Below are 25,759 nucleotides of genomic sequence, written 5' to 3' on the forward strand. Positions count from 1 at the left end.
GGTCTTCGCTTCCAGCCAGGAAGCACATGCCCGGCCAGGTCAGGTCCGAGTTACAGCGCCCTTTGCGGACAAGGCGCCCCGGCGGCATCACCACAGCGCGACGCCGTGGGTTGAGGCCGGAAGCTCGTCTCTTCGGACTGGCGCACCAGTTCGGCAAAGAGCAGCGCGAAGCTTCCCAGCATCAGAAAGACGATGATCAGGCGTGTTACCGGCAATATGACGGCCTCGACTGGCTAGCCCCACGCCACCCATCCGATGCCCGGCTAACATGACGGGTCCGGCTTTACGAGAGCTTAAGCCCGGTCTTAACCATCACATTCGCGCAGCCTCTGACATGACGCGCGAACGGCACGTCCGCAACCCGCCGTTCTGCCGTCGCCTTGCCATCCGGGATAGCCACGGCATCCGGGATAGCCACGGCATCCGGGATAGCCACGGCATCCGGGATAATGCCTCTCTTTGCAGACCTGGCCCGCCCATGCTACCCCGGCGCTGGCGCGGCCCAGCAACAGCGTGCTGCCAACCGGTCGTCGTCGGGGAACCATGAGCAAAACCGCCAGCCGCATCGCCTTCGTCTCGTCCGACACCGCCGACGCCAAGACGGCGCTGGAAAGCCTGTCGGCGCGCTATGGCCAATCCTCCGTCGAGGATGCCGAGATCGTCGTCGCGCTTGGCGGTGACGGCTTCCTGCTGCAGACGCTGCGCGAGACGATGGGGACCGGCAAGAAGGTCTACGGCATGAACCGTGGCACCATCGGTTTCCTGATGAACGAGTACCGGTCCGGCGGGCTCACCGAGCGGATCGCGGCCGCGGTCGCCGAAACGATCCGCCCGCTGGAGATGCTGGCCGAGACCTCGGCAGGCGAAACGCTTTCGGCGCTGGCGATCAACGAAGTCGCGCTGTGGCGGCAATCCTATCAGACGGCCAAGATCCGCATCACCGTCGATGAGCAAATACGGCTTGAGGAACTGAGCTGCGACGGTGTGATGATCGCGACGCCGGCCGGGTCCACCGCCTACAATCTTTCCGCGCACGGGCCCATCCTGCCGCTCGACGCGCCACTGCTGGCGCTGACCCCGGTCAGCCCGTTTCGCCCGCGCCGCTGGCGCGGCGCGCTGCTCTCCAACAAGGCGACCGTGCGCTTCGACATCCTCGAGCCGGAAAAGCGGCCTGTGAACGCCGCCGCCGACCATACGGAAGTCAAGGCGGTGACCTCGGTCACGGTCAGGGAATCGCCCACTGCGACGGCGACGTTGCTGTTTGATCCCAATCATTCCTGGAACGAACGCATTCTCGCCGAACAGTTCCGCTATTGAGCCGGCGCCGCGACCGACACCTCGATTAAGCATCCCGATTAAGGTTACAACTTCACAATCGCGCCAATCACGGCCGTTTCTGTTGACAAATCGAGGGCTTGCTCCTAATTGCAATACCAATCTTGCAGGCGCGTGGCGCTTGCCGCGATAGACGCCGTTAGACGCCGTTGCGCTTCCCCGAACCAGCCAAAGACAGCAACAATTGTCCTCAGACACCACGACCGCTCCAGAAGCGTTGACCTTTTCAGACCTAGGCCTGTCGCCGAAGGTTCTTTCCGCAGTCACCGACGCCGGCTACACGCAGCCGACGCCGATACAGTCAGGTGCCATTCCGCACGCGCTTCTCGGCAAGGACGTGCTGGGCATCGCCCAGACCGGCACCGGCAAGACGGCATCCTTCGTGCTGCCGATGCTCACAAGACTGGAAAAGGGCCGCGCCCGTGCCCGCATGCCGCGCACGCTCATTCTCGAGCCGACACGTGAGCTTGCCGCGCAGGTCGAGGAAAACTTCGTCAAATACGGCAAGAACCACAAGCTCAACATCGCGCTCTTGATTGGCGGCGTGTCGTTCGACGAACAGGACAAGAAGCTGGAGCGCGGCGCCGACGTGCTGATCGCGACGCCCGGCCGCCTGCTCGATCACCGTGAGCGTGGCAAGCTGTTGCTCAATGGCGTCGAGATCCTCGTTATCGACGAAGCTGACCGCATGCTCGACATGGGCTTCATCCCCGACATCGAGCGCATTTGCGAGATGATCCCGTTCACCAGGCAGACGCTGTTCTTCTCGGCGACGATGCCGCCGGAGATCACCAAGCTCACCGAAAAATTCCTGCATGCGCCGGTTCGCGTCGAGGTCTCGAAGGCCGCGTCCGCAGCGACCAACATCATCCAGCGCCTGGTCAAGTCCGGCTCCAAGCCATGGGACAAGCGCGAGACCTTGCGCAATTTGATCAAGGCAGAGGATGCGGAGCTGAAGAACGCCATCATCTTCTGCAACCGCAAGGTGGAAGTGTCGGAACTGTTCCGCTCGCTGCTGAAGTATGATTTCGACGCCGGCGCGCTGCATGGCGACATGGACCAGCGCGCGCGCATGCAGATGCTGGCCAATTTCCGCGATGGCAAGCTGCGCTACCTGGTCGCCTCCGACGTCGCCGCGCGCGGTCTCGACATCCCCGATGTCAGCCACGTCTTCAATTACGATGTGCCGATCCATGCCGAGGACTACGTTCACCGCATCGGCCGCACCGGACGCGCCGGGCGCTCTGGAAAATCCTTCACCATCGCGACCAAGTCGGACACCAAGTACATCGACGCCATTGAGCGGCTGATCGGCAACAAGATCGAGTGGCATGATGGCGACCTGTCGACAGTGGTCGCCAGCGAAGGCGAGGACGATGCTCCGCGCCGCGGCAAAGGCGCGCCGCGCCGTGCCGGCCGCAAGGACGACGACCGCAAGGAGCGCAAACCACGCGAACGCCACGCCAGGCCCAGCGAAGAACCGGCACCGGAAACGGTCCGCGAGGATCAGCCCAATGTGGCCGAGGGCGCGGTCGCCGACATCGGCGAACGCCGCTCGCGCAAGGACGCGATCCGATCGGAAAACACCGAGCGCAAATCATCCGATCGCAACGAGCAGCGCGCACCGGAACGCGGCGACACCAGGCCGCAACGCGACAGCAACCGCCCTGCCCGCCAACGCCACCAGGAAGACAACGACTCCACCGTCGGCTTCGGCGATGACATGCCGGCCTTCATGAAGATCGTCGCCAAGGTCTGATACGCCAGCGCTGCGCGTCCTCTTGGACGCGCAAAAGCAGCCGTTTGCGCTGGAATCGGCAATTTGCCGATTCGTATCGCCAGATCGGCACCGAGATCGACAAATCCATCGGAAAGCTGGAGGTCAACCTCGTCCCGAGGATAGGTCCGCATGTAATCCGCGATGACCCATACGGGGAAATCCGGACCGAACAGAACTGCTGCGCTCACGCGCAGGATGCCCGACGGCTCCGATCGCTGGTTGCGGATTGCAGTGCTCGCCAGACAGGAGCAATCAATTGTCGGGAAGCGGCGCCGGTGTGTCACTCAAGGTCCGCAGGTAAGCGATGAGGTCAGCTCGCTGCTTCTCGTCCTGCATACCCGGGAAAATCATATCTGTTCCGGGCAAAGCGAATGCCGGATTTGAGATAAAGGAATTGAGCTCCTCAAAGGTCCAAGTGCCGCCGGCTTCCTTTATAGCTGACGAATACGGGACATCGCTTTGTGAGGCCTTCGGCCGCCCTACGACGCCCCACAGATTGACCCGTTTGGGGATCTTAAGGTTCGGCGATGCAAGATGACAGGCCCCGCACGTTCCGTCGAAAATTTCCTTGCCTGATTCAGCGCTTGCCGATGCAAGTCGCGCCAAAATCGGCGCAACGGCCGGTCGTCCGGCGCCATGACTGCGCAAGTAGGCCACGATGTCATCGTGACCCCTGAGCTTGGCCAAATGTATGGGCGGATTTCCATTCGATGTCAGTGCGTTGACCTCTGCCCCGGCGTCCACAAGATGAATGACGCACTGAAGGCAGCCATTTTCGGCAGCCACGTGCAGCGGCGTCTGCGCTTTCGCCACCTGATTTGGATCGGCCCCATTGTCGAGCAACAGCTTCACGATCTCGGCGTGCCCAGCCTTGTTGGCGGCGTAGAGTGGCGTTCTTTGCCAGCTGACGGGCAAATTGACGTCCGCGCCATGATCGATCAGAAGTTTGGCTAACTCGACATTTCCGCCTTCGCAGGCGATGTAGAGCGCCGTAACGCCGTCAATTTCGTTAACAGCGGCGCCTTTGTCCAAGGCGGAAGCCACCGCCGCGACGTCGCCATTCCTGACAAGATCACCTAAGTTGCTCGCCTGGGCGGGCAGTGTAAAAAGGCAAAGGACGCATGAAGCTCTTGTCACCCACATGCGTCCTCGCTTGATCATTGTATCCTCCCTGAAGAGAGTTCCATGACGGGTTGATCTAGAACAAGGGCTTGCTGGTGGTGACACGGCTAGCCGAGAATGGCCGCTTTCGCCTCGGAAGCAGACATGTTGATCCAACCATGCCCGTTTATGAATTCACGCCCTAAAGCGTGTCGCGTCCGAACGGATTCAGGCAACCCGCTTTAGGTCTTTGTGTCATGCATGTCGTTGTCCCATAACCGAGGTTGGGCGACATGCATTAGCCAGCCTGGCTCGCCCGTCACATCGGTCCAGGCATCATCTTGGTCGGCTTCTCCAGCATCGGAAATTCGGCCTTACTGCATTTCACGTTCGGGTTCGTCGGACTGAACATCCCGTTCGGGTTGTCCGTCAGCCAGGCGTGAAGATCATAGTGCACGAACTCCCGCGGGATGAGCGGATAGTGCCCCTCCATCGGTCCCATGAAGGTTTGGCCGAAAAGCTTCGGAGGTTCCTTGATGTCTGGCGTCAGAGGCACCAGCCATTCCGCACCCACCAGGCGCAAACCCTTCTTGGTCGGTTCGTAAATGAGCACATTGGGGTGCATCGGGTCGAGTTTTTGGCCGACACTCGGGACGTTGACGAAATGGATACCCATGGCGCCTTTCGGGTAATCCATCGCACCCGCTATCTTTTCGCCGCTGTAGTAGACGCAGCCGACTGTCGACAGATAAAGATCGCGGACGGCTGCGGTGTAGTCTTCATATTTGGCGAGCGACTTTTTCAAGGCATCGATGTCGGCCTTGTTGGCGTCCTCGGCCCGCGCCGTAGCGACGCCCAACCATGCGCTCATCAGGCCTGTTAAAGCAAGGACGCCGCAGCGCCCAAGACTGGCTGTTCTTGGCATGCATTCCTCCCAGATTTTCTCATCTGGCCGTGCAAGACCCGAGGCGGAAAAATTTCTGAGTGCGCGGCCAGTTGCACCGCCTCATCCCCTACGGAACGGCAATTACGCTATTCCTTTCCGTGGTTGCGGGGAAGTTTTTATTTAGCATAAACTAATGTTCTGGCGCGAATCCGAAGAGCGCCCTTAACAGCCCAAACAAAAACGGCCCCAACGCGGGGCCGCTTCGCATTCCTCGCCGAACAGATCAGGTAAGCGGCGACAGCTGGATTTCGACGCGGCGGTTCTGAGCGCGCCCTTCGGCCGTAGCGTTCGATGCGACCGGACGCGTCTTGCCGAAACCGGTGACGGCGAAGCGGCGCTGATCGACGCCCTGGCCGGACAAATAGTTGGCGACCGCCAGGGCGCGGCGCTGGGACAGGTCGAAATTGTGCTGATCCCCACCAGTCGAATCGGTGTGGCCGAACACATCGACCGTGGTCTGCTTGAACTTCTTCAGCACCAGCGCGACCGAATTCAGCACCTGGTAGAAGCCGGGCTTCACTGCGTCCTGATCCGTATTGAAGGTGATATCGGAGGGCATGTTGAGGATGATCTGGTCGCCGCTACGGGTGACGCTGACGCCGGTACCCTCGAGTTGCCGGCGCAGTTCGGCTTCGTTCTGGTCCATTGTGGCGCCGATGGCACCACCGGCAAGCGCACCGATGCCCGCGCCGATCAGCGCGTTGCGGCGGTCGTTGCCGCCGGCAAGCAGGCCAAGGCTGGCACCCGCCAGGGCGCCAAGGCCAGCACCGGCAGCGGTGTTGGAAATCTTCTGGTCGCCTGTATACGGATCAGTGGTGGTGCAGGCACTCACGAGCACAGCCGTCGCCACGACGACGAGCACAGTCTTTTTCATAGGATGGTCCCTCTCCAAGTCACGCCTTGCGGTGGCGCCAAATCAGCCCTTCCGGCGACTTGTACCATGAATTGCGGCGAAAAACGGAACGGCAAAAACGCCGCCCACGGCTTTTCCGGGGATCACACCCCGGCGACGGCGCCGCATCGCCACGCCGGGGTGGCCTGAATTAGGCTACCAGAGATTCTTGCCATCGATGACCACCACTTCGACCTTGTCCAGATCGAAATCATCGAACAACCGCGAATTGACGCTGATCTTGGGATTCTCGAAATTAGGCTCGCCCGTCGACCAGTCCGGCGTTTCCGTGAAGGTGCCGCAGCCGCAGGTAGCGCAAAACCCATGCTTTACCGTTTTCGACCCCCATCGGTAGAAAGAAACGTTCTCCATCGGGCTGGTGAGCTTGAATTGCGATGGAATGTAGTAGGCCCAGAGCGAGCCGCGTTTCGAGCAGAACGAACAGGTGCATTGCGTCACAGTCTGCGGTGCCTGCGAAACCTCAAACGTCGTCGCCTTGCAATGACAGCTTCCCTTGATGGTCATCGACGAATTCCTCTCCATTGCCCGCCACCTATGCGGCAAAGGCAGCATAAAGAAGTGCTCCTGACAACCGTCTGTCATCATGCGTCCACCGAACCACGAATGCCCGGGCTGCCCAGGCATAGACAAGCTCCGGCAAGTCAGTAGCCTGCCCCATTACACGCGGCCGCGGATGTCGTGTCGTCAATAAGAGCGAGGCGGCACGAACAGGCAGATTGTCTTGCCGGCGTCGAGACCGGCCTGATGCGCGCACCAGTGGAACTCACCGTCAGGGCTGTCCTTGACGCGCTTGTCGCTCATGGGAACAACCTCACCCGTGCCGGCGATGACATAGCCCTCGGGTTTTTCCAACACTTCGCCAGTATGAGCCGTACGACAATCATAGTTGGCGCAGCATGCGAATGGGTAACTCCAGCCTAGTGGCTTTGCCGCTGTCGGTGTGGCGTCATGCGCAAAGGCAGGTGCCGTCAGCATTGCGATTGCGGCAATTGCGAACAGGGAAAACAAGAGTCGGCCGGCCGGTTCAGCGGCATGGGCCGATCTGGAAGTGGCAGCAGACATGGAAGCGTTCCTTTCAAACGAGCATCAAGCAGTTCGCTTGCCCGTTCCCGGAACGTGTCTTCCCAGCGGCCAGATCGTCAGCTTGCAGATATGCCGCGCCCGGCCATAAATGCTTTTTGTCTCCCCTCAATGCCGTGATGGTGAGCGCAAATGTGAGTCGGCGCAAGAAATTGCTGCGTTCACGAGTACCGCGGCGCATGCCAACCAATCATCCGCTACCGACCGCTGAAATCAACTTCCCGGCAAACAGGTGTCGAATAAACGGGATCGGTGCCGTGTGGTTCCAGCCTATGGCTGGTTGGCGATCACATGCTCTTGATATTGAGGCAGGCCGTCGGCATTCTCTCCTCGTCCTGGGGCGCAGGGTTCGGGTCCATCAGCACCGGCAGCGCATGAGCCGCCGTTTGCAGGCCGGCCTCACCTGAATATGAGCATACCCTTAGTCCAGGTCCGCCACTGCTTCGCCGGCACCGCCTTCGATGCGCTGCGACAATGAGGCCTCCATGAAATCGTCGAGGTCGCCATCGAGCACGCTCGACGGGCTGGTGCTCTCCACGCCGGTGCGAAGATCCTTCACCAACTGATAGGGCTGCAGCACATAGGAGCGTATCTGGTGACCCCAGCCAATATCGCTCTTCGAGGCTTCGGTGGCGTTTGCAACCGCCTCGCGCTTCTTCAGCTCCTCCTCATAGAGACGCGAGCGCAGCATTTCCCAGGCCTTGGCCTTGTTCTTATGTTGCGAACGTTCGGCCTGGCAGGCGACAGCGATGCCGGTCGCAAGGTGGGTGATGCGCACCGCGGAGTCGGTGGTGTTGACGTGCTGGCCGCCGGAGCCGGACGAGCGATAGGTATCAATGCGAACATCGGATTCGGAAACGTCGATCTCGATCGTGTCGTCGATGACCGGATAGACCCAGACGCTGGCGAAGGACGTATGCCGACGTGCGTTGCTGTCATAGGGCGAAATACGCACTAACCGATGCACACCGGATTCGGTCTTCATCCAGCCATAGGCGTTGTGGCCCTTGATCATCAACGTGGCGGACTTGATGCCGGCCTCTTCGCCGTCATGCACCTCCAGGACCTCGACCTTGAAGCGGCGCCGCTCGGCCCAGCGCGTGTACATGCGCAGCAGCATCGACGCCCAATCCTGGCTTTCGGTGCCGCCGGCGCCGGCATGGATTTCGAGATAAGTGTCGTTGGCGTCGGCTTCACCCGACAGCAGCGTCTCAACCTGGCGGGCCTTCGCTTCGCCCTGCATCGAACGGAGCGCGGCTTCGGCTTCGGCGATCACGCCCTCGTCGCCCTCTTCCTCGCCGAGTTCGATCAGGCCGATATTGTCTTCCAGCGCCTGCGTCAGCCCTCTCACCGAGGCGATGCCTTCTTCGAGGCTCTGACGTTCGCGCATCAGTTTCTGCGCTTCCAGCGGTTCGTTCCAGAGACTGGCGTCCTCGGCGCGCACATTGAGGTATTCAAGCCGTTTTATGGCCTGATCCCAGTCAAAGATGCCTCCTCAGCAGGGTGATCGCCTGCCTGATCTCGTCGACAATATTCTGCGTTTCCGCGCGCATGGCTGGCTGTTCTGTCCTGTGTTTGCTGAAATCGGTCGGCGCGATACATAGGGAGGCCGCCGCCGGCTGTAAAGCAAAATGGGCTGGCGCAAGGCCAGCCCACCCGCCCATGAAAGTCGTCAGTAGAGGCCGCCGCCGCCGGACTGGATGGCTTGATTGGCCTGTGGCGACAGCGCGCCACCTGTGGCATTTGAGCCGTCGGCGCCCATGCCGATCACCCAATAGCTGTCAGCAGGACCGGTACCCGGCTTGAAGGCTTCCGTGATGGTGCCGGGATCACCCGCTGCGGCGCGCATGCCGGTCTTGCGATTGATGGCGACCAGACTCATGCCGTCCGGAACCTTGAAGTCGACATTGGGCGTGCCATCCAGCGCCACCCGCATGAAGTCCTTGAAGATAGGTGCTGCAAGACCACCGCCGGTGGCGCCATGACCAAGGCCGCGCGGCGTGTCGTAGCCCATGTAGAGACCGACGACGAGATTGGGCGTGTAACCGATGAACCAGGCGTCCTTCTCGTCGTTGGTCGTTCCGGTCTTGCCGGCGATGTGGCGGCCGAGTTCGCCGATGGTGGCGCCGGTGCCACGCTGCACGACGCCTTCCATCATCGAGGTGATCTGGTAGGCGGTCATCGGATCGAGCACCTGCTCGGAGTTGTCGACCAGTTCCGGCTCGGGCTGGTTCTGCCATTCGGTCGCATTGCACCCCTGGCAGCCACGTTCGTCCTGCTTGAACACCGTCTTGCCGTAGCGGTCCTGGATGCGGTCGATGAGCGACGGTTTGATCGACTTGCCGCCATTAGCCATGATCGAATAGGCCGACACCATACGCATCACGGTCGTTTCGCCGGAGCCCAGCGCCATCGGCAGATAGGGGGCCAGATGGTCGTAGACACCAAAGCGCTCGGCATATTCGACGACCAGCTTCATGCCCATGTCATTGGCAAGCCGCACCGTCATGAGATTGCGCGACTTCTCGATGCCGGAGCGCAGGGTCGCCGGGCCCGCGACGGTGCCGTCGTAGTTCTTCGGCGTCCAGGTCGTGTTGCCGCTCTGGATGGTGATCGGTCCGTCCATGATCACCGAGGCCGGCGTATAGCCATTGTCGAGAGCCGCCGAATAGACGATCGGCTTGAACGAGGAGCCCGGCTGGCGCATGGCTTGCGTCGCGCGGTTGAATTCGGACTGAGCGTAGGAGAAGCCGCCGACCATGGCCAGCACCCGGCCGGTATGCGGATCCATGGCGATCAGGCCGCCTTCCACTTCGGGGACCTGGCGCAGGCTGTAGGCGCTATCGGAGCCATCGTTCTTCTGCACGAAGATGACGTCGCCCGGTTTCAACACCTCTGCCGGCGACTTGGCCTTGACGGTCTTGCCGTCGACCACATGGCGCATGGCAAAACCCATGTCCTCCTTGCTGACGGTGCCTTCGACGCGTTCCTTGGCGATCTCGCCCGACGCCTGGCGCGCTGGCTGAAGGCCGATCGACAGACCGGTCGCCGAACTGTCGAGCACGACGGCGAGCGACCATTCCGGAACATCCTCCAGCCCCTTGACGCTGCCCAGCGGCACGCCCCAGTCGCCGGACACGTCGATTGACGTCACCGGCCCGCGATAACCGCGCAGGGTGTCATATTTCATCAACCCGTTCTGCATCGACTTGCGGGCAATGAGCTGGATCTTCGGATCAAGGGTGGTGCGGACGGAAAGGCCGCCCTCGTAGAGCGCATTCTCGCCGTAACGGGCAATGATCTGGCGGCGCACCTCTTCGGTGAAGTACTCGCCGGCAAACAGATAGTTGCCGTTCCGGCGCGGCGTCACGCCCAGCGGCTCGGCCTTGGCCTTGGCACCTTCCTCACGCGTGACATAGCCATTCTCGACCATCTGGTCGATGACCCAGTTGCGGCGCTCCAGCGCGCGATCGGTATGCTTGAAGGGGTGATAATTGTTCGGACCCTTCGGCAGGGATGCCAGATAGGCGGCCTCGGCCACGCTGAGCTCGTTGACCGACTTGTCGAAATAGGTCAGCGCCGCACCGGCGACGCCGTAGGCGCCGAAGCCGAAGAAGATTTCGTTCAGGTAGAGTTCGAGAATACGGTCCTTGGGATAGGCCTGCTCGATGCGGAAGGCGAGGATCATCTCCTTGATCTTGCGCTCGTAGGTCTGGTCCGAGGACAACAGGAAGTTCTTCGCCACCTGCTGGGTGATCGTCGAGGCGCCGACCTGGCGCCTGCCGGAGCCGAAATTCTGCAGGTTGACGATGATGGCCCGGCCGAGACCGGTCACGTCGATGCCGGGATGATTGTAGAAGTTCTTGTCTTCCGCGGACAGGAAGGCCGCCTTGACGCGATCCGGTATGGCCTGGATGGGCAGATACAGGCGCCGTTCGCGGGCATATTCGGCCATCAGCGCACCATCCGACGAATGGATGCGGGTGGTCACCGGCGGCTCGTATTTGGCCAGCACCTCGTAGTCGGGCAGATCCTTCGACAAATGGCCAATGTAGATCGCAACGCCCGCCGCGACCAGAAGGGCCAGCGTCGTGCCGATGCCGAAAAAATAGCCAATAAGACGAATCATACCCGCTCCAGTCCTTGGTTCGGGAATTTCCTAAACGAAGCCGCCTTTCGCGCAAGCATTCGAGCCGGTCCCAATCCGTAATCGAAAACCCTTGTCGCCACCATGTGGGCAAAATACGGCAATGCCGGATTTCGCGGCCTCGAGCCGGAAATAAAAGCACCCTGTGTTGTCGTCGCGCAACGCCGCCTCTGGTTGCAGAAGCCGCCGGGCATGTCAGCCTCCGGTTCCTGGTCCCGCCTTGGCTGAAGCGAAAAGCGCTACGGCGTTGGTTATGCTCTGGGCCGCCTTGCCGCGCCAGTCGGCGTTGAGCAGTTGGGCTTCGTCCTTGGCGTTCGAGAGGTAACCGAGTTCAACCAACACGGACGGCACATCGGGTGCCTTCAGCACCTTGAAGCCCGCCGAACGCTGCGGATTGTTGATAAGCCCGACGCTGGTCGACAGCTGGCCGACCAGCGTGTGAGCGAAACTCATCGAGAAATTGTGCGTTTCGCGGCGGATCAGGTCGATCAGGATGTCGGTGACTTCCTTGCTGTCGTTCTTGATCTCCATGCCGGCGAACTGGTCGGAGAGGTTCTCACGGTCGGCAAGCGCCTGCGCCTCGGGATCGGAAGCCTTGTCGGAGACGGTGTAGACGGTGGCGCCGCGGATGCCCTTGACGCTGATTGTGTCGGCATGGATGGAAATGAGGAGGTCGGCCTCGTGCTGGCGGGCAATGCGCACGCGATCGTCCAGACGCAGGAATTCGTCGGTGTCGCGCGTCATGAACACATCGTAATTGCCGACGGCGGCTAGTTTGTCGCGCAACTCCGTGGCGAAGGCCAACGTCACGTTTTTCTCGATGGTGCCGTTCAGGCCCTCGGCGCCGCCGTCGATGCCGCCATGACCTGGATCGATGACGATGGTGAAGCGATGGCCCGGATTGGAGACCGGTCCAGTGCCGACCCGCTCGCCCTTGTCGGTCGAAACCGTCGATCCGGTGGTCAGCGCCTGATTGGCAAGTGCGGCATCGAATTCGCGCTCGGAAGCCGCCGACATGTCGATGGCAATGCGGTAGCCGGTTCCGTCCTCGTTCTTGAGCACATCGAGCTTGTCGACGGCGAAGGGCCCCTTGCCGGTGACGATCAGCCGCGAAACGCCCTCCCCGAGATCGCCCAGGCGTACGCCCTTGACCAGGCCGCGTGCCTTCAAATCCTTGGCGTCAATGGCGAATCTCGTATTCGCCAGGTCGATGACAAGGCGGTTGGGACCGCGCAGCAGGAACCATTTGATATCGGGCTCGCGGTCGAAATCCATGACGATCCGCATCTTGGTGGCGTTGCCCGCCATCTTGTAGCCTTTTGCCACGGCCGGAGCGTCGGCGGCTTGGGCAATCGAGGAAAAGGCAGACGAGATCGTCAGCAGCAGCAAGAAACAGAAAGTGGCCAGAATCCGACTGCCGACACGACATCCCTTGTCTGTGAAGTCTGCCGGTCCCATCTTTCGTCCAGTCGCTCCCGGTTTGGCGCCAGGCGCCTGGTCGTTTCGTCGAAGTGCCGGTTAGGCCGCGAACTCGATTAACGATTGGTATCCAGAGAAGGTTAACCAAGCCTTTTCATGCAAGGGTCGAACCAGACTTACGCAACGGAACTGCTTTTTGCCGGCATCGGAAATCGGGGTTGCCTTCCACCCCGCCAAATCATAAAAGCGATGGTGGATCACTGCAATCCTGGAACCGCCCTCCTCCGCAGCTTCCTGCTACAGGGTCAGATGAAAAAGGCGGCTCCTTTCGCTTCACGCGAAAAGGCTCCAGGTGATCGCGACGAATTTCGCAGGTGTGCGCCCGTGGCGGGGGAATCGCCTGCGTGAGGAAAACGGCCGGGTTTGTTCCCGTGCCGGCTCTGTATGAGCAAACAAGCTGGTCCGGTTCGTCCGGGCTTTGGTTCAAAAGGTTCTGCTGGTGACGATGGCTTCAAGCGCAATCATGGAAAGGTCCGCATCAAACCGCGCCAGTATGGCTGCGGGCGGCACCGCCATGGCGCTCAAGCGGCGGCCGGCGGACGTTAAGATATCCGGCACCCACACTCCAGACACGCAGCAGCAGGCATTGCCTCGCAAGCTGCGGCTGACGGCTGCCGGGGGGAAACGAAATAATGCCCAACAAAATGCTGATAGACGCCTCCCACCCGGAGGAAACACGCGTTGTCGTCGTTCGCGGTAACCGTATTGAAGAATTCGACTTTGAATCCCAGGACAAGAAGCAGCTTAAAGGAAACATCTACCTAGCCCGCGTAACGCGCGTAGAGCCCTCCCTTCAGGCAGCCTTTGTCGAATATGGCGGGAACCGTCACGGTTTTCTCGCCTTTAGTGAAATTCACCCCGATTACTACCAGATTCCGGTCGCCGATCGTCAGGCACTGCTGCGCGCGGAAGCGCAGGAGGCCGAGGACGAGGAGAACGAGGACGGCGATGGCGAAGATCGCCAGAGCCGCGATCGTGGACGGCGCGGTCGTCGGCGCGGCGGCAAGACCCGCGACCGTGGTGAGCACAAGCGCGATGCAGCCGAATCCGGCGAGGCAAGCGAAGCTGCCGGGGCAAGCGAAGATAACGACAATGGCGCCGACGCTGTTGCCGAGGACATTTCCCACACATCCGAGATCATCGAACATGCGGCCGATACGTCGGAACATGCCGATGCGTCCGGACATGAAGGAGCTGAGCAGGACGAAGGCGAAACCCGCGAAGGCGGTCCGACATCGATCGCAGCCTCCGTCGAAGCCGATGTGATTTCCGAATCCGTCCCGCAGGCCGAACAAAACAGCGAAGCTACGTCAGGCGACAGTGATCGCGGCATGCTGGAAGAAGTGCAGTCCTCGCATCCGGATGATCATGAGATCGAATCGGTCGGTGCCGAGGATGCGCTGGAAGAAGTGCGCAACCGGCGCAAGCCGGTGCGCCGCCAGTACAAGATCCAGGAAGTGATCAAGCGCCGGCAGATCCTGCTTGTGCAAGTCGTCAAGGAAGAGCGCGGCAACAAGGGCGCGGCGCTGACCACCTATCTTTCGCTTGCCGGCCGCTATTCGGTGCTGATGCCGAACACGGCGCGCGGCGGCGGCATTTCGCGCAAGATCACCAGCGCGGTCGACCGCAAGCGCCTCAAGGAGGTCGTTGCCGATCTCGAAGTGCCGCAGGGCATGGGCGTCATCCTGCGCACCGCCGGCGAGAGCCGCACCAAGGCGGAGATCAAGCGCGATTACGAATATCTGATGCGGCTTTGGGAAAATGTCCGCAGCCTCACCTTGCAGTCAACGGCGCCTGCCCTGGTCTATGAGGAAGGCAGTCTGATCAAGCGTTCGGTGCGCGACCTCTACAACAAGGATATCGACGAGATTCTTGTCTCCGGCGAGGAAGGCTATCGCGAGGCCAAGGACTTCATGCGCATGCTGATGCCGAGCCACGCCAAGGTGGTTCAGCCTTTCCGCGACACGACGCCGATCTTCGTGCGCAACGGCATCGAGGCGCAACTCGACCGCATGCTGCAGCCGCAGGTGACGCTGAAGAGCGGCGGCTACATCATCATCAACCAGACCGAGGCGCTGGTTGCCATCGACGTCAATTCGGGCCGCTCCACCAAGGAGCACTCGATCGAGGACACCGCGCTCCACACCAATCTGGAAGCGGCCGAGGAAGTCGCACGCCAGCTCAGGCTGCGCGATCTCGCCGGCCTGATCGTCATCGACTTCATCGACATGGAGGAGAACCGCAACAACCGCTCCGTCGAGAAGCGGCTGAAGGATCACCTCAAGAACGATCGCGCGCGCATCCAGGTCGGCCGTATCTCGCATTTCGGCCTGATGGAGATGTCACGCCAGCGCATCCGCGCCAGCGTGCTGGAATCGACCATGAAGCCCTGCCCGCATTGCGGCGGCACCGGCCATGTGCGGTCCGATTCGTCGGTAGCGCTGATGGTGGTGCGGGCAATCGAGGAGTTCCTGCTCAAGGATTCGCGCAGCCACATCACCGTGCGGACACCGGCGGCGACGGCGCTCTACGTGCTCAACCACAAACGCGGCACGCTTGTGGAACTCGAGAGCCGCTTTGGGCTGACGATCACCATCGAGGCGGACGATTCAGTCGGTGCGCAGCACTATGCGATCTTCCGCGGCGCGCTGGCCGAGAAGCCGGAAGGCTTTGTCGAGGCCCGCAGCTTCCCGACCTATGTCGAGCCGGAAGAGCCCGAGGACGAGATTGTCGTCGTCGAGGAAGACGATGAGGCGCCGGTGCAGGCCGAACAGCCACGCCCGCAGCCGCAGCAACAACCCCGACCCGCTGCCGGCGGTGAGGAAGGCGAAGGCCGTGACCGCAAGCGTCGCAAGCGCCGCAGACGTCGCGGCGGCAAGGATCGCGACCGCGAACATGGCGCGCCAACGGACGGCGCTGTCATTTCCGCTCCAGCCGGCGAGTTCACAGAATCCGCCGCCAGCGACAGTGACGCGGAAGCGGGCGACAACGCCCCTCTCGGTGTTGCCGAAACGGCTGAAACTTCGGATGAAGGCCAAGGTAAGAAGCGGCGGCGCGGCAAGCGCGGCGGCAAGCGCAACCGCCGTGAAGACGGCGAAGGCGAGGCCGAGGCAAGCACTGGCGAAACTGCCGACGCATCTGAAGGCGAAGTCACGGTAACCGAGGCCAGCGAACCTCTGGTCGCCGCACCGGTCGAAGAGCCGGCGGCGCTTGCTCCGGCCAATGACGACGCGCCCAGCACCGAGAAGCCGAAGAAGCCACGCCGCGCCGCCAAGCCGAAGAAGGCCGCGGCCGAGGTCGTCGCCGAGGAGCCGGCCGCCGAGGCGGAGGCTCCCGTCGAAACGCCGGCCACTGCGTCAGACGAGGCCATTACCGTCGAGCAGGCACCGAAGGCCCGCCCGTCGCGGCGCAAGCCGGCCGCCGTCAATGCGCCAGTCGTGCCGGTGGTGTCCTCGACCGTAGCCGAAGAAGCGGCCGCGAAAACCGAGGACAAGCCGAAGCGTGCAGGCTGGTGGCAGCGAAAAGGGTTTTTCTAAGCCTTTCAGTCGCTTGAAGTGATTTTCTGACAAATAAATCCCGCGCTGTTTCGAAAGACGGCGCGGGATTTTTGGTAGCGAGGGGCGGGTTCCCCGCTATCTGTTCTTGCCCGGCAGGTCCGACGTGGTCGTCGTCGTGCAGTTGTTACAGTCGGTCCCGCCCTGCTTCACCTGACCATGTGGTCCTGAAGTCGTGGTGGTCGTTGTCGTCGTGCCACTGTTGTCCGGGTTGGCGCTGTCATTTGTTTTTCCGCCATTTCCCTGTCCGGATGTGGTTGACGTATTGCTGTCAAATCCATTCTTCACGGCAGACGCGGGAGCGGACGCTGCGAGCGCGAGTGCCAAAGCCGCCGCGAAAGTAAGGATCGTTTTCATCTATTCCTCCACTGAGAAGCCTAAAGGCGACGCGTCTTTTTTGAGAGGCCGCATCTTTTTTTCTGAGGCAGAGGCACGTGAGAGGCAGAGGCACGGCCTGATGCCGCAAAGAACTATGAGACCCTTTCCAGCGAAGGGGGCCATTCCCCGTTCGATAGTATTATGGTCAATGGCCGGGAACTGATCGAACGATATATGTCGTTCGGGTTAGACGGTGCCGCGGCAGGCGCTGTGGGCATTCGCCGGCAAATCCAAGATTCCAAAACTCACCCACTACCGATTTTTCACATCTGCCGTTCCGATCCGCCGCGAGATGCTAAAGCGCTTCTTTGATTCTACGCATGTCGTTGTCCCAAAACCGCGCGCACTTTTGGGCGACACGCATCAAGGCGCAGAAGATCGACCAGTTCATCATCCTGGCCAGCTTTTCCAGCGCGATCGACCCCAGCTTGGAATTGCCGTTGGCGTTGAGGCCGGGCGACCAGACGGCAAGCGACGCCACGCCCGGGACGATGCCCAATATGCCGCCGCCGACGCCGCTCTTGCCGGGGATGCCGACGCGGAAGGCGAAGTCACCGGAGCCGTCATAGTGGCCACAGGTTAGCATCATGGCGCCGATGCGTCGCGCCCGCTCGGCCGACACCACGGAATGCCCGGTCGCCGGATTCTTGCCGCCATTGGCCAGGAAGCGGCCGGCCAGCGCCAGTTGCCGGCAGCTCATGGCGATGGCGCAATGATGGAAATAGACGCCCAGCGCCAGCTCCGGCGCATGGTGGAGATTGCCGAAGGATTTCATGTAGTTGGCGAGCGCGAAGTTACGATAGCCGGTGGCGCGTTCGGACGCGGCGACCTCGCGGTCGATGATGATCGTTTCGTCATCGGCGAGGAACTGGACGAAGCGCAGGATTTCGCCGATCGCTTCGCGCGGCTCGTGGCCGGCGAGCAGGATGTCGGAAATGACGATGGCGCCGGCATTGATGAACGGATTGCGCGGAATGCCGTTCTCGTGCTCGAGTTGGACGATCGAGTTGAATGGATTGCCCGAAGGCTCGCGCCCGACCCGCTGCCACAGCGCGTCGCCGACATTGCCGAGCGCCAATGTCAGGGTGAACACTTTCGAGATGCTCTGGATCGAAAAGGCCTGTTCGGCATCGCCCGCCATCAGCATGCGGCCGTCATTGGTGACAGCCGCGATGCCGAACTTCTTCGGATCGACCTTGCCCAGTTGCGGAATATAGGACGCGACGTCGCCACGATCGGTGCGTTCCGCCATTTCAGCGGCGACTTCGGCCAATGCCTGATCAAGTTTCGTAGCCTGTCCGAGCTCCGGCATGGCGCTACCTCAACCAGCGTTCAATGCGCGCCATCGCTTCGACCATGTCGTCGTGGCTGCCGGCATAGGAAAAGCGCATGGTTCGATGTCCCGCCTGGGTATCGAAGTCGCGGCCGGGGGTTGCCGCGACATGCGCCTCAGCCAGCATCTTTCGCGCAAAGGCCATGCTGTCATTGGTGTGCCGGGTGACATCGCAAAAGGCATAGAAGGCGCCGTCCATCGGGGCTGCCAGCGGAAAGCCGAGCTCAGGCAGGCGTCTCATCAAGAACTCGCGATTCCAGCCGTAGCGGGCCTTCACCGCTTCCAGCTCCTCGGTCGCCTTGAACGCCTCGATCGCTGCGATCTGCGACAGTTCCGGCGGCGAGATGTAGAGGCTCTGGGCGACACGCTCGACCGGCCGCACAAGATCTTCGGGCAGCACCATCCAGCCGATACGCCAGCCGGTCATGCAGTAGTATTTGGAGAAGGAATTGATCACCGTCACGCTATCCCCATAGGCGAGCGCCGTGGCGTCGGGAGCGGCGTAGGCCAGCCGGTGGTAGATCTCGTCCGAGATCACGGCGATACCAAGTTCCTCGGCGGTCCGTACCAGCGCCGCCAGGTCATCGGCCGGTATGACCGCGCCGGTCGGATTGGCCGGACTGGCGAACAGAACGCCTTTCAGCGGTTTCTCGCGATGCGCCGTTTCCAGGTGGCCGGCATGCAGGTAGGCGGCGTCGCCGAGTTCGATCTCGACCACCTCGATGCCGAGTGCTGCCATGATGTTGCGATAGGCGGGATAGCCGGGAGCCGCGATGGCGACGCGATCGCCCGGATCGAACATTGCCAGGAAAGCGAGGTTGAAGGCGGCCGAGGATCCCGTGGTCACCGCGATCCGGCCGGGCTCGATGGCGAGCCCATAGTGATCGGCGTAGTGTTCGGCGATCGCCTCGCGCAAACCTGCCAGTCCCAGCGCGTCGGTGTAGCCGATGCGTCCGTCCTGCAAGGCCTTGGCCGCGGCCGCGCGAACCAGAACCGGTGCGGGATCGGAAGGCTGGCCGACGGCCATCGAAACAACCGGCACGCCTGCTGCCTTCAGCCGGTTTGCCTCGGCCAGAATGTCCATGGCATGGAAGGGCTCGACATTGCCACGGCGTGAGAGCGAAACGACCATTTTATCCCTGTTCCCGACGATCAAGCGCGCCAAGCCCCTGACGCATACGCCGCACAAATGCCCGATTGATGTGAGGATCACAAGTTGAGGAAGTTTCCTGCGCCGACTTTTCATCTTTCGCCCGCTCGTCTACCAGTGGAGCCATCATGTTGAGCCGACCCAGATCGACGATTGCCCGGACTGCGCGCGTCTTCGCGACGCTTTCGCTTGGCGTTGCGGTCGCAGCGGCAAGTTCGGTCAGCGCCTTCGCCCAGAACGTGCCGGTGGTGCGCGACGCCGAGATCGAAGCGCTGGTGCGCGACTACGCACGGCCGATCTTCAGGGCGGCGGGGCTGTCAAATGACGGCATCGACATCGTTCTGGTCAACGACCAGAGCTTCAACGCCTTCGTCACCGGGCGCCGGCTGTTCATCAACACCGGTGCGCTGATGACGGCCGAGACGCCCAACGAGATCATCGGCGTCATTGCCCACGAAGCCGGCCATATCGCCGGCGGTCACCAGCAGAAACTGCGCGACCAGCTCGAACGCGCCAAGACGATGGCCATCATCGCGACGTTGCTTGGCGCCGGCGCCATGGTCGCCGGTGCTACCACCAACAGCCGCGGCCTTGCCGGCGCCGGCATGGGCGTGGCGGCCGGCGGCGGCGAGATGGCACAGCGCAGCATCCTCGCCTATCAGCGCACCGAGGAGATGACGGCCGATCGCTCGGCTATCACCTATCTCAACGCCACCGGCCAGTCCGGCATGGGCATGCTGAAGACCTTCCGCCGCTTCCAGACGGCGCTGTCGCTTTCGGGCGCGCAGGTCGATCCCTACCGGATCAGCCATCCAATGCCGCAGGACCGCATCTCCAATCTGGACGTGCTGGTGAAACAGAGCCCCAATGTCGATAGGCTGGACCCTCCCGCCCTGCAGCAGCGTCATGACATGATGCGGGTGAAGATCGCCGTCTACATGGATGGCCAGGCGGCTGCGTCGCGGCTGATGCGAAAGATGCAGGGAACACTGGCCGCACAGTATGGTGACGCTCAGTCGACCTACCTGTTCGGCAACATTGCCGCCGCCCTCGCCAAGACCAATGCATTGATCAAGGCGCAGCCGAAGAACGCCTATTTCCAGGAGCTGCGCGGCGATATCCTCATGAAGGCGAACAAGCCCAAGGATGCGGCCGAGTCCTATGCGAAGGCGGTCAGCCTCGATCCGGCGCGGTCCGGATTGCTGCCTGTCTCCCTTGGCCAGGCGCTGATGGCCGTCGGCACGCCCGACTCGCTGAAAAAGGCCGTGGTGCAGATCAACAACGGCCTCGAGCGCGACAAGGAAAATTCGGCCGGCTATCGTTATCTGGCGCAAGCCTATGGCGAGCTGGGTGATATACCGGGCGCCGAACTCGCCACCGCCGAAGGTCACTTCTATTCCGGCAACTACAAGGATGCCAAGATTTTCGCCATGCGGGCGCAGCAAGAGATGAAGCGCGGCGAGCCGCGCTGGCTTCGCGCCCAGGATATCATAAACTACAAGCCATCAACCAAGATCAAGTGAACCTTCCGGCCACGAGCTGCGACACAGCCAGGCCGGGAAACAGGTAGAAGGAACGGAACGATGAAAAAGGCACTGCTGCTGGGCACCACGGGGGTTGCGGTCGCGTTGGCCATGCTGGCTTTCGGATTCGTGGCCGGAAGCCCGCAGATTGCCAAGGCCGGTACGACGCAGCCCGTCGAGACGGTAGCGGCCGACACCAAGATCGACCGCAGCGAGGTGGAAGGCATCATCCGCGACTATCTGCTCAAGAACCCGGAAGTCCTTCTGGAGGTCCAGGACGCACTCGAGGCCAAGCAGAAGGAAGAGCAGCGCATCGCTCATCTCGGCGTGATCAAGAACGCCAAGGACCAGATATTCAACTCCGCTTTCGATGGCGTCGTCGGCAATCCGAACGGCAAGGTCACCATCGTCGAGTTCTACGATTACAATTGCGGCTTCTGCAGACGCGCCATCGAAGACATGAGGGCGCTGACCAAGTCCGATCCGGACCTGCGCTTCGTGCTCAAGGAATTCCCGATCCTCGGACCGGATTCGCAGAAGGCGAGCGTCGTCTCGATGGCCTTTCACCTGATGCACCCGGAAAAATACGGCGAGTTCCACAATGCGCTGCTAGGCGGCCAGGGACGTGCCACCGAGGCGGCGGCCATCAAGGTCGCGCTGTCGCTCGGTGCCGACGAAGCAACGCTGCGCGAGAAAATGAAGGACCCAAGAATCACCGAGGCCTTCTCCAAGACCTACGATCTTGCCAGCAAGCTGGCGATCACCGGAACGCCGTCCTATGTCGTCGGCAACGAGGTGGTATTCGGGGCGCTTGGGCAGGAAGTGCTGGCCGAAAAGATCGAGGCGGCGAAAGCCGCCCTCTGATCTTGCTACCAACCTATTTTTCTCACGGGCACATTTCCGCCTGTTGTGGACAGTGAAAGAACGCACTTGCGCTCTTTCCGCGGGCGGGTATGCCCATTATAGAGGGCCCAGCGCGTCGACTTGATGTCAGCGCCGGAAAAGGTCGGCTTTTTTGAAAACGGTTTTCGTTCTGAACGGTCCCAATCTCAACGCGCTCGGCAAACGCGAGCCTGGCATCTATGGCGGCAAGACGCTTGCCGCCATAGCCGAAGACTGCAAACAGGCCGGCACGGCACTTGGACTCGAAATCGATTTCCGCCAGTCGAATCACGAGGGCGACCTTGTCGACTGGATTCAGGAAGCCGGCGACAAGGCTGTCGGAATCGTCATCAATCCTGGCGCTTACAGCCATACCTCGATCGCCATCCACGACGCCATCCGCGCTATCGCGCCGTTGCCGGTGGCAGAAGTCCATCTTTCCAACATCCATGCGCGGGAACCATTCCGCCACGTCTCCATGGTCGCGCCGGTTGCCGTCGGCATGATCTGTGGCTTTGGGCCGCTCGGCTATACGCTGGCGCTGCAGGCGCTGGCCGCACGCCTATGACCGGCCAACAAACAGAAGGCTCGAAAATGTCGATAAAGAAGAACGGTGTTGACCAGCAGCTGATCCGCGATCTGGCGGGCATACTGAACGACACCAATCTCACGGAGATCGAGGTCGAGCTGGGCGACCTGAAGGTGCGGGTCTCACGCCAGGCGCCCGCCGTTCACGCGATCGCAGCACCGCAGCCGGCCTATGCGCCGGCAACAGCTCAGCCAGCCGCTATGGCCGCCGCCCCGGCGGTGGCCGACGTGTCGAAGAACGCGGTCACCTCGCCCATGGTCGGCACTGCCTATCTGGCACCGTCGCCCGACGCCAAGGCGTTCATCGAAGTCGGCCAGAAAGTCAAGGAAGGCCAGACGCTGCTGATCATCGAGGCGATGAAGACGATGAACCAGATCCCCTCGCCGCGCGCCGGCACGGTGACGGCGATCCTTTTCGAGGATGCGACGCCGGTCGAATACGGTATGCCGCTCGTCGTGATCGAGTAGAGCGGACCTGATGTTCCAGAAGATCCTCATCGCCAATCGCGGCGAAATCGCCCTTCGGGTCCTGCGTGCCTGCAAGGAACTCGGCATTCAGACGGTGGTAGTTCATTCGACTGCCGATGCCGACGCCATGCATGTGCGGCTCGCCGACGAGAGCGTCTGCATTGGCCCACCGCCATCGCGCGACAGCTATCTCAACATCCATCAGATCGTCGCGGCTTGCGAGATCACCGGCGCCGACGCAGTGCATCCGGGCTACGGCTTCCTGTCCGAGAATGCCAAATTCGCGGACATCCTGGCCGCGCACAACATTACCTTCATCGGCCCGACCGGCGACCACATTCGCATCATGGGCGACAAGATCGAGGCCAAGCGAACTGCAAAACGCCTCGGCATTCCGGTGGTGCCCGGTTCGGACGGCGCGGTCACCGATCAAAAGGAGGCCAGGCGCATTGCCGCCGAGATCGGCTATCCCGTGATCATCAAGGCATCCGCAGGCGGTGGTGGGCGCGGAATGAAGGTCGCCCTTACCGAGGCTGAACTTGAGATCGCCTTGCAGACAGCGAGCAGCGAAGCTGGAGCGGCCTTCGGCGACGATGCCGTCTACATCGAAAAGTACCTGGAAAAACCACGCCATATCGAGGTGCAGGTGTTTGGCGACGGCTTTGGCCGCGGCGTGCATTTCGGCGAGCGCGACTGCTCGCTGCAGCGTCGCCACCAGAAGGTCTGGGAGGAGGCTCCCTCACCGGCCCTCAACGCCGAAGAACGGGCTCGTATTGGCGGTATCTGTGCCAAAGCCATCGCTGATCTCGGCTATTCCGGCGCCGGCACGATCGAATTCCTTTATGAGGATGGCGAGTTTTATTTCATAGAGATGAACACGCGCCTGCAGGTCGAGCATCCGGTGACGGAAGCGATCACCGGCATCGATCTCGTGCATGAACAGATCCGCGTTGCGTCCGGCGGCGGCCTCTCGGTGAGGCAGGAGGACATCAAGTTCAACGGCCATGCCATCGAATGCCGCATCAATGCCGAGGACCCGCGTACCTTCACGCCGTCTCCCGGCACGATCACGCACTTCCACACACCGGGCGGCCTGGGCATACGCGTCGATTCCGGCGTCTATTCGGGCTATAAGATCCCGCCCTATTACGATAGCCTGATCGGCAAGCTGATCGTGCATGGGCGCAACCGCGTCGAGTGCATGATGCGCCTGCGCCGCGCGTTGGACGAATTCGTCGTCGACGGTATCAAGACGACGTTGCCGCTGTTTCGCGATCTCGTCGGCAATGCCGACATCGCCAATGGCGAGTATGATATCCATTGGCTGGAAAAATATCTGGCCGAGGAAGAGTAACGCGGAGACGCGATGACCCGTCCCTACGCGCCCGGCTATCGCATTCCCACCGACCTTCTGCTCAAGGCCTATGCGTCGGGCGTGTTCCCGATGGCCGAAAGTGCCGGCGACCCGGAAGTGTTCTGGGTACGGCCGGAGACGCGTGGCATCATACCGCTCGACCATTTCCACACACCGAAAAGCCTTAGGAAAGCGATCAAGAAGAGCCCTTTCGACATCCGTTTCGATTTCGACTTCGAAGCGACGATCGACGGTTGCGCCGAGAAGCGCGCCGAGCGCCGGTCGACCTGGATCAATGCGCCGATCCGCGAAGCCTATGTCGAACTGCATCGGATAGGGCATTGTCATTCGGTCGAGGCGTGGCGCGACGAGCGGCTGGTCGGTGGCCTCTATGGTGTGTCGCTCGGCCGGGTGTTCTTTGGCGAGAGCATGTTCGCCAGGGAGACCGACGCTTCCAAGATCTGCCTTTATTATCTCGTCGAGCGCCTGAAGGCGCGGGGCTTCGCGCTACTTGATACGCAGTTCACCACCGAGCACCTCAAGCGCTTCGGCGCGGTCGACGTGCCGCGCGGCAAATACGAGAAGATGCTGGCCGATGCGCTCAAGGGCGAGGCCGTATTCTACCCCTGACGATTAGCCCCGACTTCGATCGGCGTCTGCGCATGGAACATCATCTTCCAGCCATTGGCGCGATGGACGTAGCCAGTGCTGACCAGCGCCGCGTAAGGCTCCCCGTTCTCACGTGTCGCGTGCGCCTCGTAAGTCAGCATGACGATGTCGCTGCCCGGCTCGATAATTCCCTTGAGGTCGATGTTCAGATCGCGCCAGCGATTGGGTTTGGTTGCGGTCTTGGCGAGATCGGCATTATCCATCGCCTTTGCCATCTGCGGAAATGCTACAAGGCATTCGGTGTCGGCATTGGCGGCATAATAGGCCGCGTCGCCTGTCCAGAACCCCTTTTCGAGCTCAAGCAATTCTGCCTTGCTGGCCGTGATGCGCTTGCTGGCTGACATCGGAAGATCCTCCTTACGCATAGATGCGCAGTCTTCCGTGGCCCAACGCTTGGTGATCGGGACGGTTCCGGAGGATCAGTTGGCGTCGGTCGAATCGGGATCCGAAGTGTCCGGCTCAGTCACATCCGGTTCTGTCACATCCGGCGCTGTCAGGTCCTGCTCTGTCGCGTCCGGGGTTGCCGCAGGTTTCGGCTTGGCTGCGGCGGGCTTCGAAGCGTCGGCTTTGGTGGCGTCAGCCTTGGCGCCGTCCGGCGCCGGGACATCCGACTTCTGTTTGCATTCCTTCAGCCAGACGTCGTAGACGGCATGCTCGACGGCGTTGAGGCCGGGGCTTTCGGCAAACATCCAACCGGTGAAGATGCGGCGGATCTTGCGGTCGAGCGTGATCTCGTCGACCTCGACGAAGGAATCTGTCCTCGGCTCTTCGTTCTGCGGCCGCGAATAGCAAACGCGTGGCGTCACCTGCAAGGCACCGAATTGCACTGTCTCGTCGATATAGACATCGAAGGTGATGATGCGGCCGGTGATCTTGTCGATGCCGGCGAACTCGGCGACGGGATTGGTGACCCGCTCCGATGCCGCGGGCGGTGCCGGCGCCGGTGCAGCGGGTTCAGGCGAGGCGGCAAACGCCACCGTGCCAACGCCAAGACCGGCGGCTAGTATCATACCGCCCATCGATGTCAGGTTGAAAAAGCTCATGCAATGGTACCGGTGGTTCGCGCCCGGGCGACACTA

Annotated in this window: 22 protein-coding genes and 1 pseudogene; 9 read left to right on the forward strand and 14 right to left on the reverse strand. The window is 61.6% G+C overall.

Annotation, left to right across the window (positions count from 1 at the left end):
* Positions 1-50: 50 nt before the first annotated feature.
* Complete coding sequence (locus NKJ89_RS11685) at positions 51-215, reverse strand: hypothetical protein (RefSeq protein WP_164748845.1); 165 nt, start codon at positions 213-215, stop codon at positions 51-53.
* A gap of 328 nt (positions 216-543) precedes the next feature.
* Here NKJ89_RS11685 and NKJ89_RS11690 point away from each other — a divergent pair, with 328 nt between their 5' ends.
* Both NKJ89_RS11690 and NKJ89_RS11695 read left to right on the forward strand, forming a co-directional pair.
* On the forward strand, positions 544-1,317 hold the full coding sequence (locus tag NKJ89_RS11690; protein ID WP_352602488.1) for an NAD kinase: 774 nt from the start codon (positions 544-546) through the stop codon (positions 1,315-1,317).
* A 202-nt stretch (positions 1,318-1,519) separates the two neighbouring features.
* Positions 1,520-3,094 (forward strand): DEAD/DEAH box helicase, encoded by a 1,575-nt coding sequence (locus NKJ89_RS11695; RefSeq protein WP_352602490.1) that lies wholly within the window; start codon positions 1,520-1,522, stop codon positions 3,092-3,094.
* Between the two features lie 273 nt (positions 3,095-3,367).
* On the opposite strand, the gene NKJ89_RS11700 is transcribed toward NKJ89_RS11695, so the two are convergent.
* The 8 genes from NKJ89_RS11700 to NKJ89_RS11735 all read right to left on the reverse strand — a co-directional run bounded on the left by NKJ89_RS11700 (position 3,368) and on the right by NKJ89_RS11735 (position 12,760).
* A complete protein-coding gene (locus NKJ89_RS11700; protein ID WP_352602492.1) occupies positions 3,368-4,276 on the reverse strand; it encodes an ankyrin repeat domain-containing protein in 909 nt (302 codons plus the stop codon).
* 259 nt (positions 4,277-4,535) lie between these two features.
* Complete coding sequence (locus tag NKJ89_RS11705) at positions 4,536-5,141, reverse strand: hypothetical protein (protein ID WP_023759375.1); 606 nt, start codon at positions 5,139-5,141, stop codon at positions 4,536-4,538.
* A 244-nt stretch (positions 5,142-5,385) separates the two neighbouring features.
* On the reverse strand, positions 5,386-6,036 hold the full coding sequence (locus NKJ89_RS11710; RefSeq protein ID WP_352602494.1) for a YiaD family glycine zipper/OmpA-like lipoprotein: 651 nt from the start codon (positions 6,034-6,036) through the stop codon (positions 5,386-5,388).
* Positions 6,037-6,210: 174 nt separating this feature from the next.
* The gene (locus NKJ89_RS11715; protein ID WP_352602496.1) at positions 6,211-6,579 is read right to left on the reverse strand and encodes a GFA family protein; all 369 of its coding nucleotides are present in this window, start codon (positions 6,577-6,579) and stop codon (positions 6,211-6,213) included.
* Positions 6,580-6,759: 180 nt separating this feature from the next.
* Complete coding sequence (locus tag NKJ89_RS11720; RefSeq protein ID WP_023759378.1) at positions 6,760-7,137, reverse strand: hypothetical protein; 378 nt, start codon at positions 7,135-7,137, stop codon at positions 6,760-6,762.
* A gap of 439 nt (positions 7,138-7,576) precedes the next feature.
* Positions 7,577-8,708, reverse strand: a protein-coding gene (gene prfB, locus NKJ89_RS11725) for a peptide chain release factor 2 (RefSeq protein ID WP_156938544.1) whose coding sequence is annotated in 2 segments (ribosomal slippage) — positions 7,577-8,641 and positions 8,643-8,708 — 1,131 coding nt in all. Because the reading frame shifts where the segments join, the coding sequence is not laid out codon by codon here.
* A gap of 119 nt (positions 8,709-8,827) precedes the next feature.
* Entirely contained in the window at positions 8,828-11,284 is a 2,457-nt protein-coding gene (locus NKJ89_RS11730) for a penicillin-binding protein 1A (RefSeq protein ID WP_023759381.1), read from the reverse strand.
* 213 nt (positions 11,285-11,497) lie between these two features.
* Positions 11,498-12,760, reverse strand: a complete 1,263-nt coding sequence (locus tag NKJ89_RS11735) for an N-acetylmuramoyl-L-alanine amidase (protein ID WP_352602498.1) — start codon at positions 12,758-12,760, stop codon at positions 11,498-11,500.
* Between the two features lie 653 nt (positions 12,761-13,413).
* On the opposite strand from NKJ89_RS11735, the gene NKJ89_RS11740 reads away from it, so the two are divergent.
* Positions 13,414-16,317 (forward strand): Rne/Rng family ribonuclease, encoded by a 2,904-nt coding sequence (locus NKJ89_RS11740; protein WP_352602500.1) that lies wholly within the window; start codon positions 13,414-13,416, stop codon positions 16,315-16,317.
* A gap of 96 nt (positions 16,318-16,413) precedes the next feature.
* On the opposite strand, the gene NKJ89_RS11745 is transcribed toward NKJ89_RS11740, so the two are convergent.
* From NKJ89_RS11745 to NKJ89_RS11755, 3 genes and pseudogenes are all read right to left on the reverse strand, one after another.
* Positions 16,414-16,692, reverse strand: a complete 279-nt coding sequence (locus NKJ89_RS11745; protein WP_352602502.1) for a hypothetical protein — start codon at positions 16,690-16,692, stop codon at positions 16,414-16,416.
* A 394-nt stretch (positions 16,693-17,086) separates the two neighbouring features.
* Positions 17,087-18,025 (reverse strand): annotated as a pseudogene (locus NKJ89_RS11750) (glutaminase); the annotation flags it as partial.
* Positions 18,026-18,029: 4 nt separating this feature from the next.
* Positions 18,030-19,178 (reverse strand): pyridoxal phosphate-dependent aminotransferase, encoded by a 1,149-nt coding sequence (locus tag NKJ89_RS11755; protein WP_352602504.1) that lies wholly within the window; start codon positions 19,176-19,178, stop codon positions 18,030-18,032.
* A gap of 146 nt (positions 19,179-19,324) precedes the next feature.
* On the opposite strand from NKJ89_RS11755, the gene NKJ89_RS11760 reads away from it, so the two are divergent.
* From NKJ89_RS11760 to aat, 6 genes are all read left to right on the forward strand, one after another.
* Positions 19,325-20,719 carry a M48 family metalloprotease gene (locus NKJ89_RS11760; RefSeq protein WP_352602506.1) on the forward strand — a complete coding sequence of 465 codons (1,395 nt, stop codon included), beginning with the start codon at positions 19,325-19,327 and terminating at the stop codon, positions 20,717-20,719.
* 60 nt (positions 20,720-20,779) lie between these two features.
* Positions 20,780-21,583: a DsbA family protein gene (locus tag NKJ89_RS11765; protein ID WP_352602508.1), complete on the forward strand. Its 804-nt coding sequence runs from the start codon at positions 20,780-20,782 to the stop codon at positions 21,581-21,583.
* Between the two features lie 151 nt (positions 21,584-21,734).
* Positions 21,735-22,169 (forward strand): type II 3-dehydroquinate dehydratase, encoded by a 435-nt coding sequence (gene aroQ, locus NKJ89_RS11770; protein WP_023759389.1) that lies wholly within the window; start codon positions 21,735-21,737, stop codon positions 22,167-22,169.
* Positions 22,170-22,195: 26 nt separating this feature from the next.
* On the forward strand, positions 22,196-22,657 hold the full coding sequence (accB, locus tag NKJ89_RS11775; protein WP_023759390.1) for an acetyl-CoA carboxylase biotin carboxyl carrier protein: 462 nt from the start codon (positions 22,196-22,198) through the stop codon (positions 22,655-22,657).
* Between the two features lie 10 nt (positions 22,658-22,667).
* The gene (gene accC, locus NKJ89_RS11780; RefSeq protein ID WP_023759391.1) at positions 22,668-24,011 is read left to right on the forward strand and encodes an acetyl-CoA carboxylase biotin carboxylase subunit; all 1,344 of its coding nucleotides are present in this window, start codon (positions 22,668-22,670) and stop codon (positions 24,009-24,011) included.
* 12 nt (positions 24,012-24,023) lie between these two features.
* Complete coding sequence (aat, locus tag NKJ89_RS11785; RefSeq protein ID WP_023759392.1) at positions 24,024-24,641, forward strand: leucyl/phenylalanyl-tRNA--protein transferase; 618 nt, start codon at positions 24,024-24,026, stop codon at positions 24,639-24,641.
* Here aat and NKJ89_RS11790 read toward each other — a convergent pair.
* Positions 24,632-25,024 (reverse strand): hypothetical protein, encoded by a 393-nt coding sequence (locus NKJ89_RS11790; protein ID WP_352602510.1) that lies wholly within the window; start codon positions 25,022-25,024, stop codon positions 24,632-24,634. The two genes, aat and NKJ89_RS11790, sit on opposite strands and share 10 nt — an antisense overlap.
* A 75-nt stretch (positions 25,025-25,099) precedes the next feature.
* The gene (locus NKJ89_RS11795) at positions 25,100-25,723 is read right to left on the reverse strand and encodes a DUF2155 domain-containing protein (protein WP_352602512.1); all 624 of its coding nucleotides are present in this window, start codon (positions 25,721-25,723) and stop codon (positions 25,100-25,102) included.
* Positions 25,724-25,759: the final 36 nt, after the last annotated feature.

Origin of the sequence: Mesorhizobium sp. M0047 (assembly GCF_040323315.1) — a bacterium.
Taxonomy (GTDB): domain Bacteria; phylum Pseudomonadota; class Alphaproteobacteria; order Rhizobiales; family Rhizobiaceae; genus Mesorhizobium.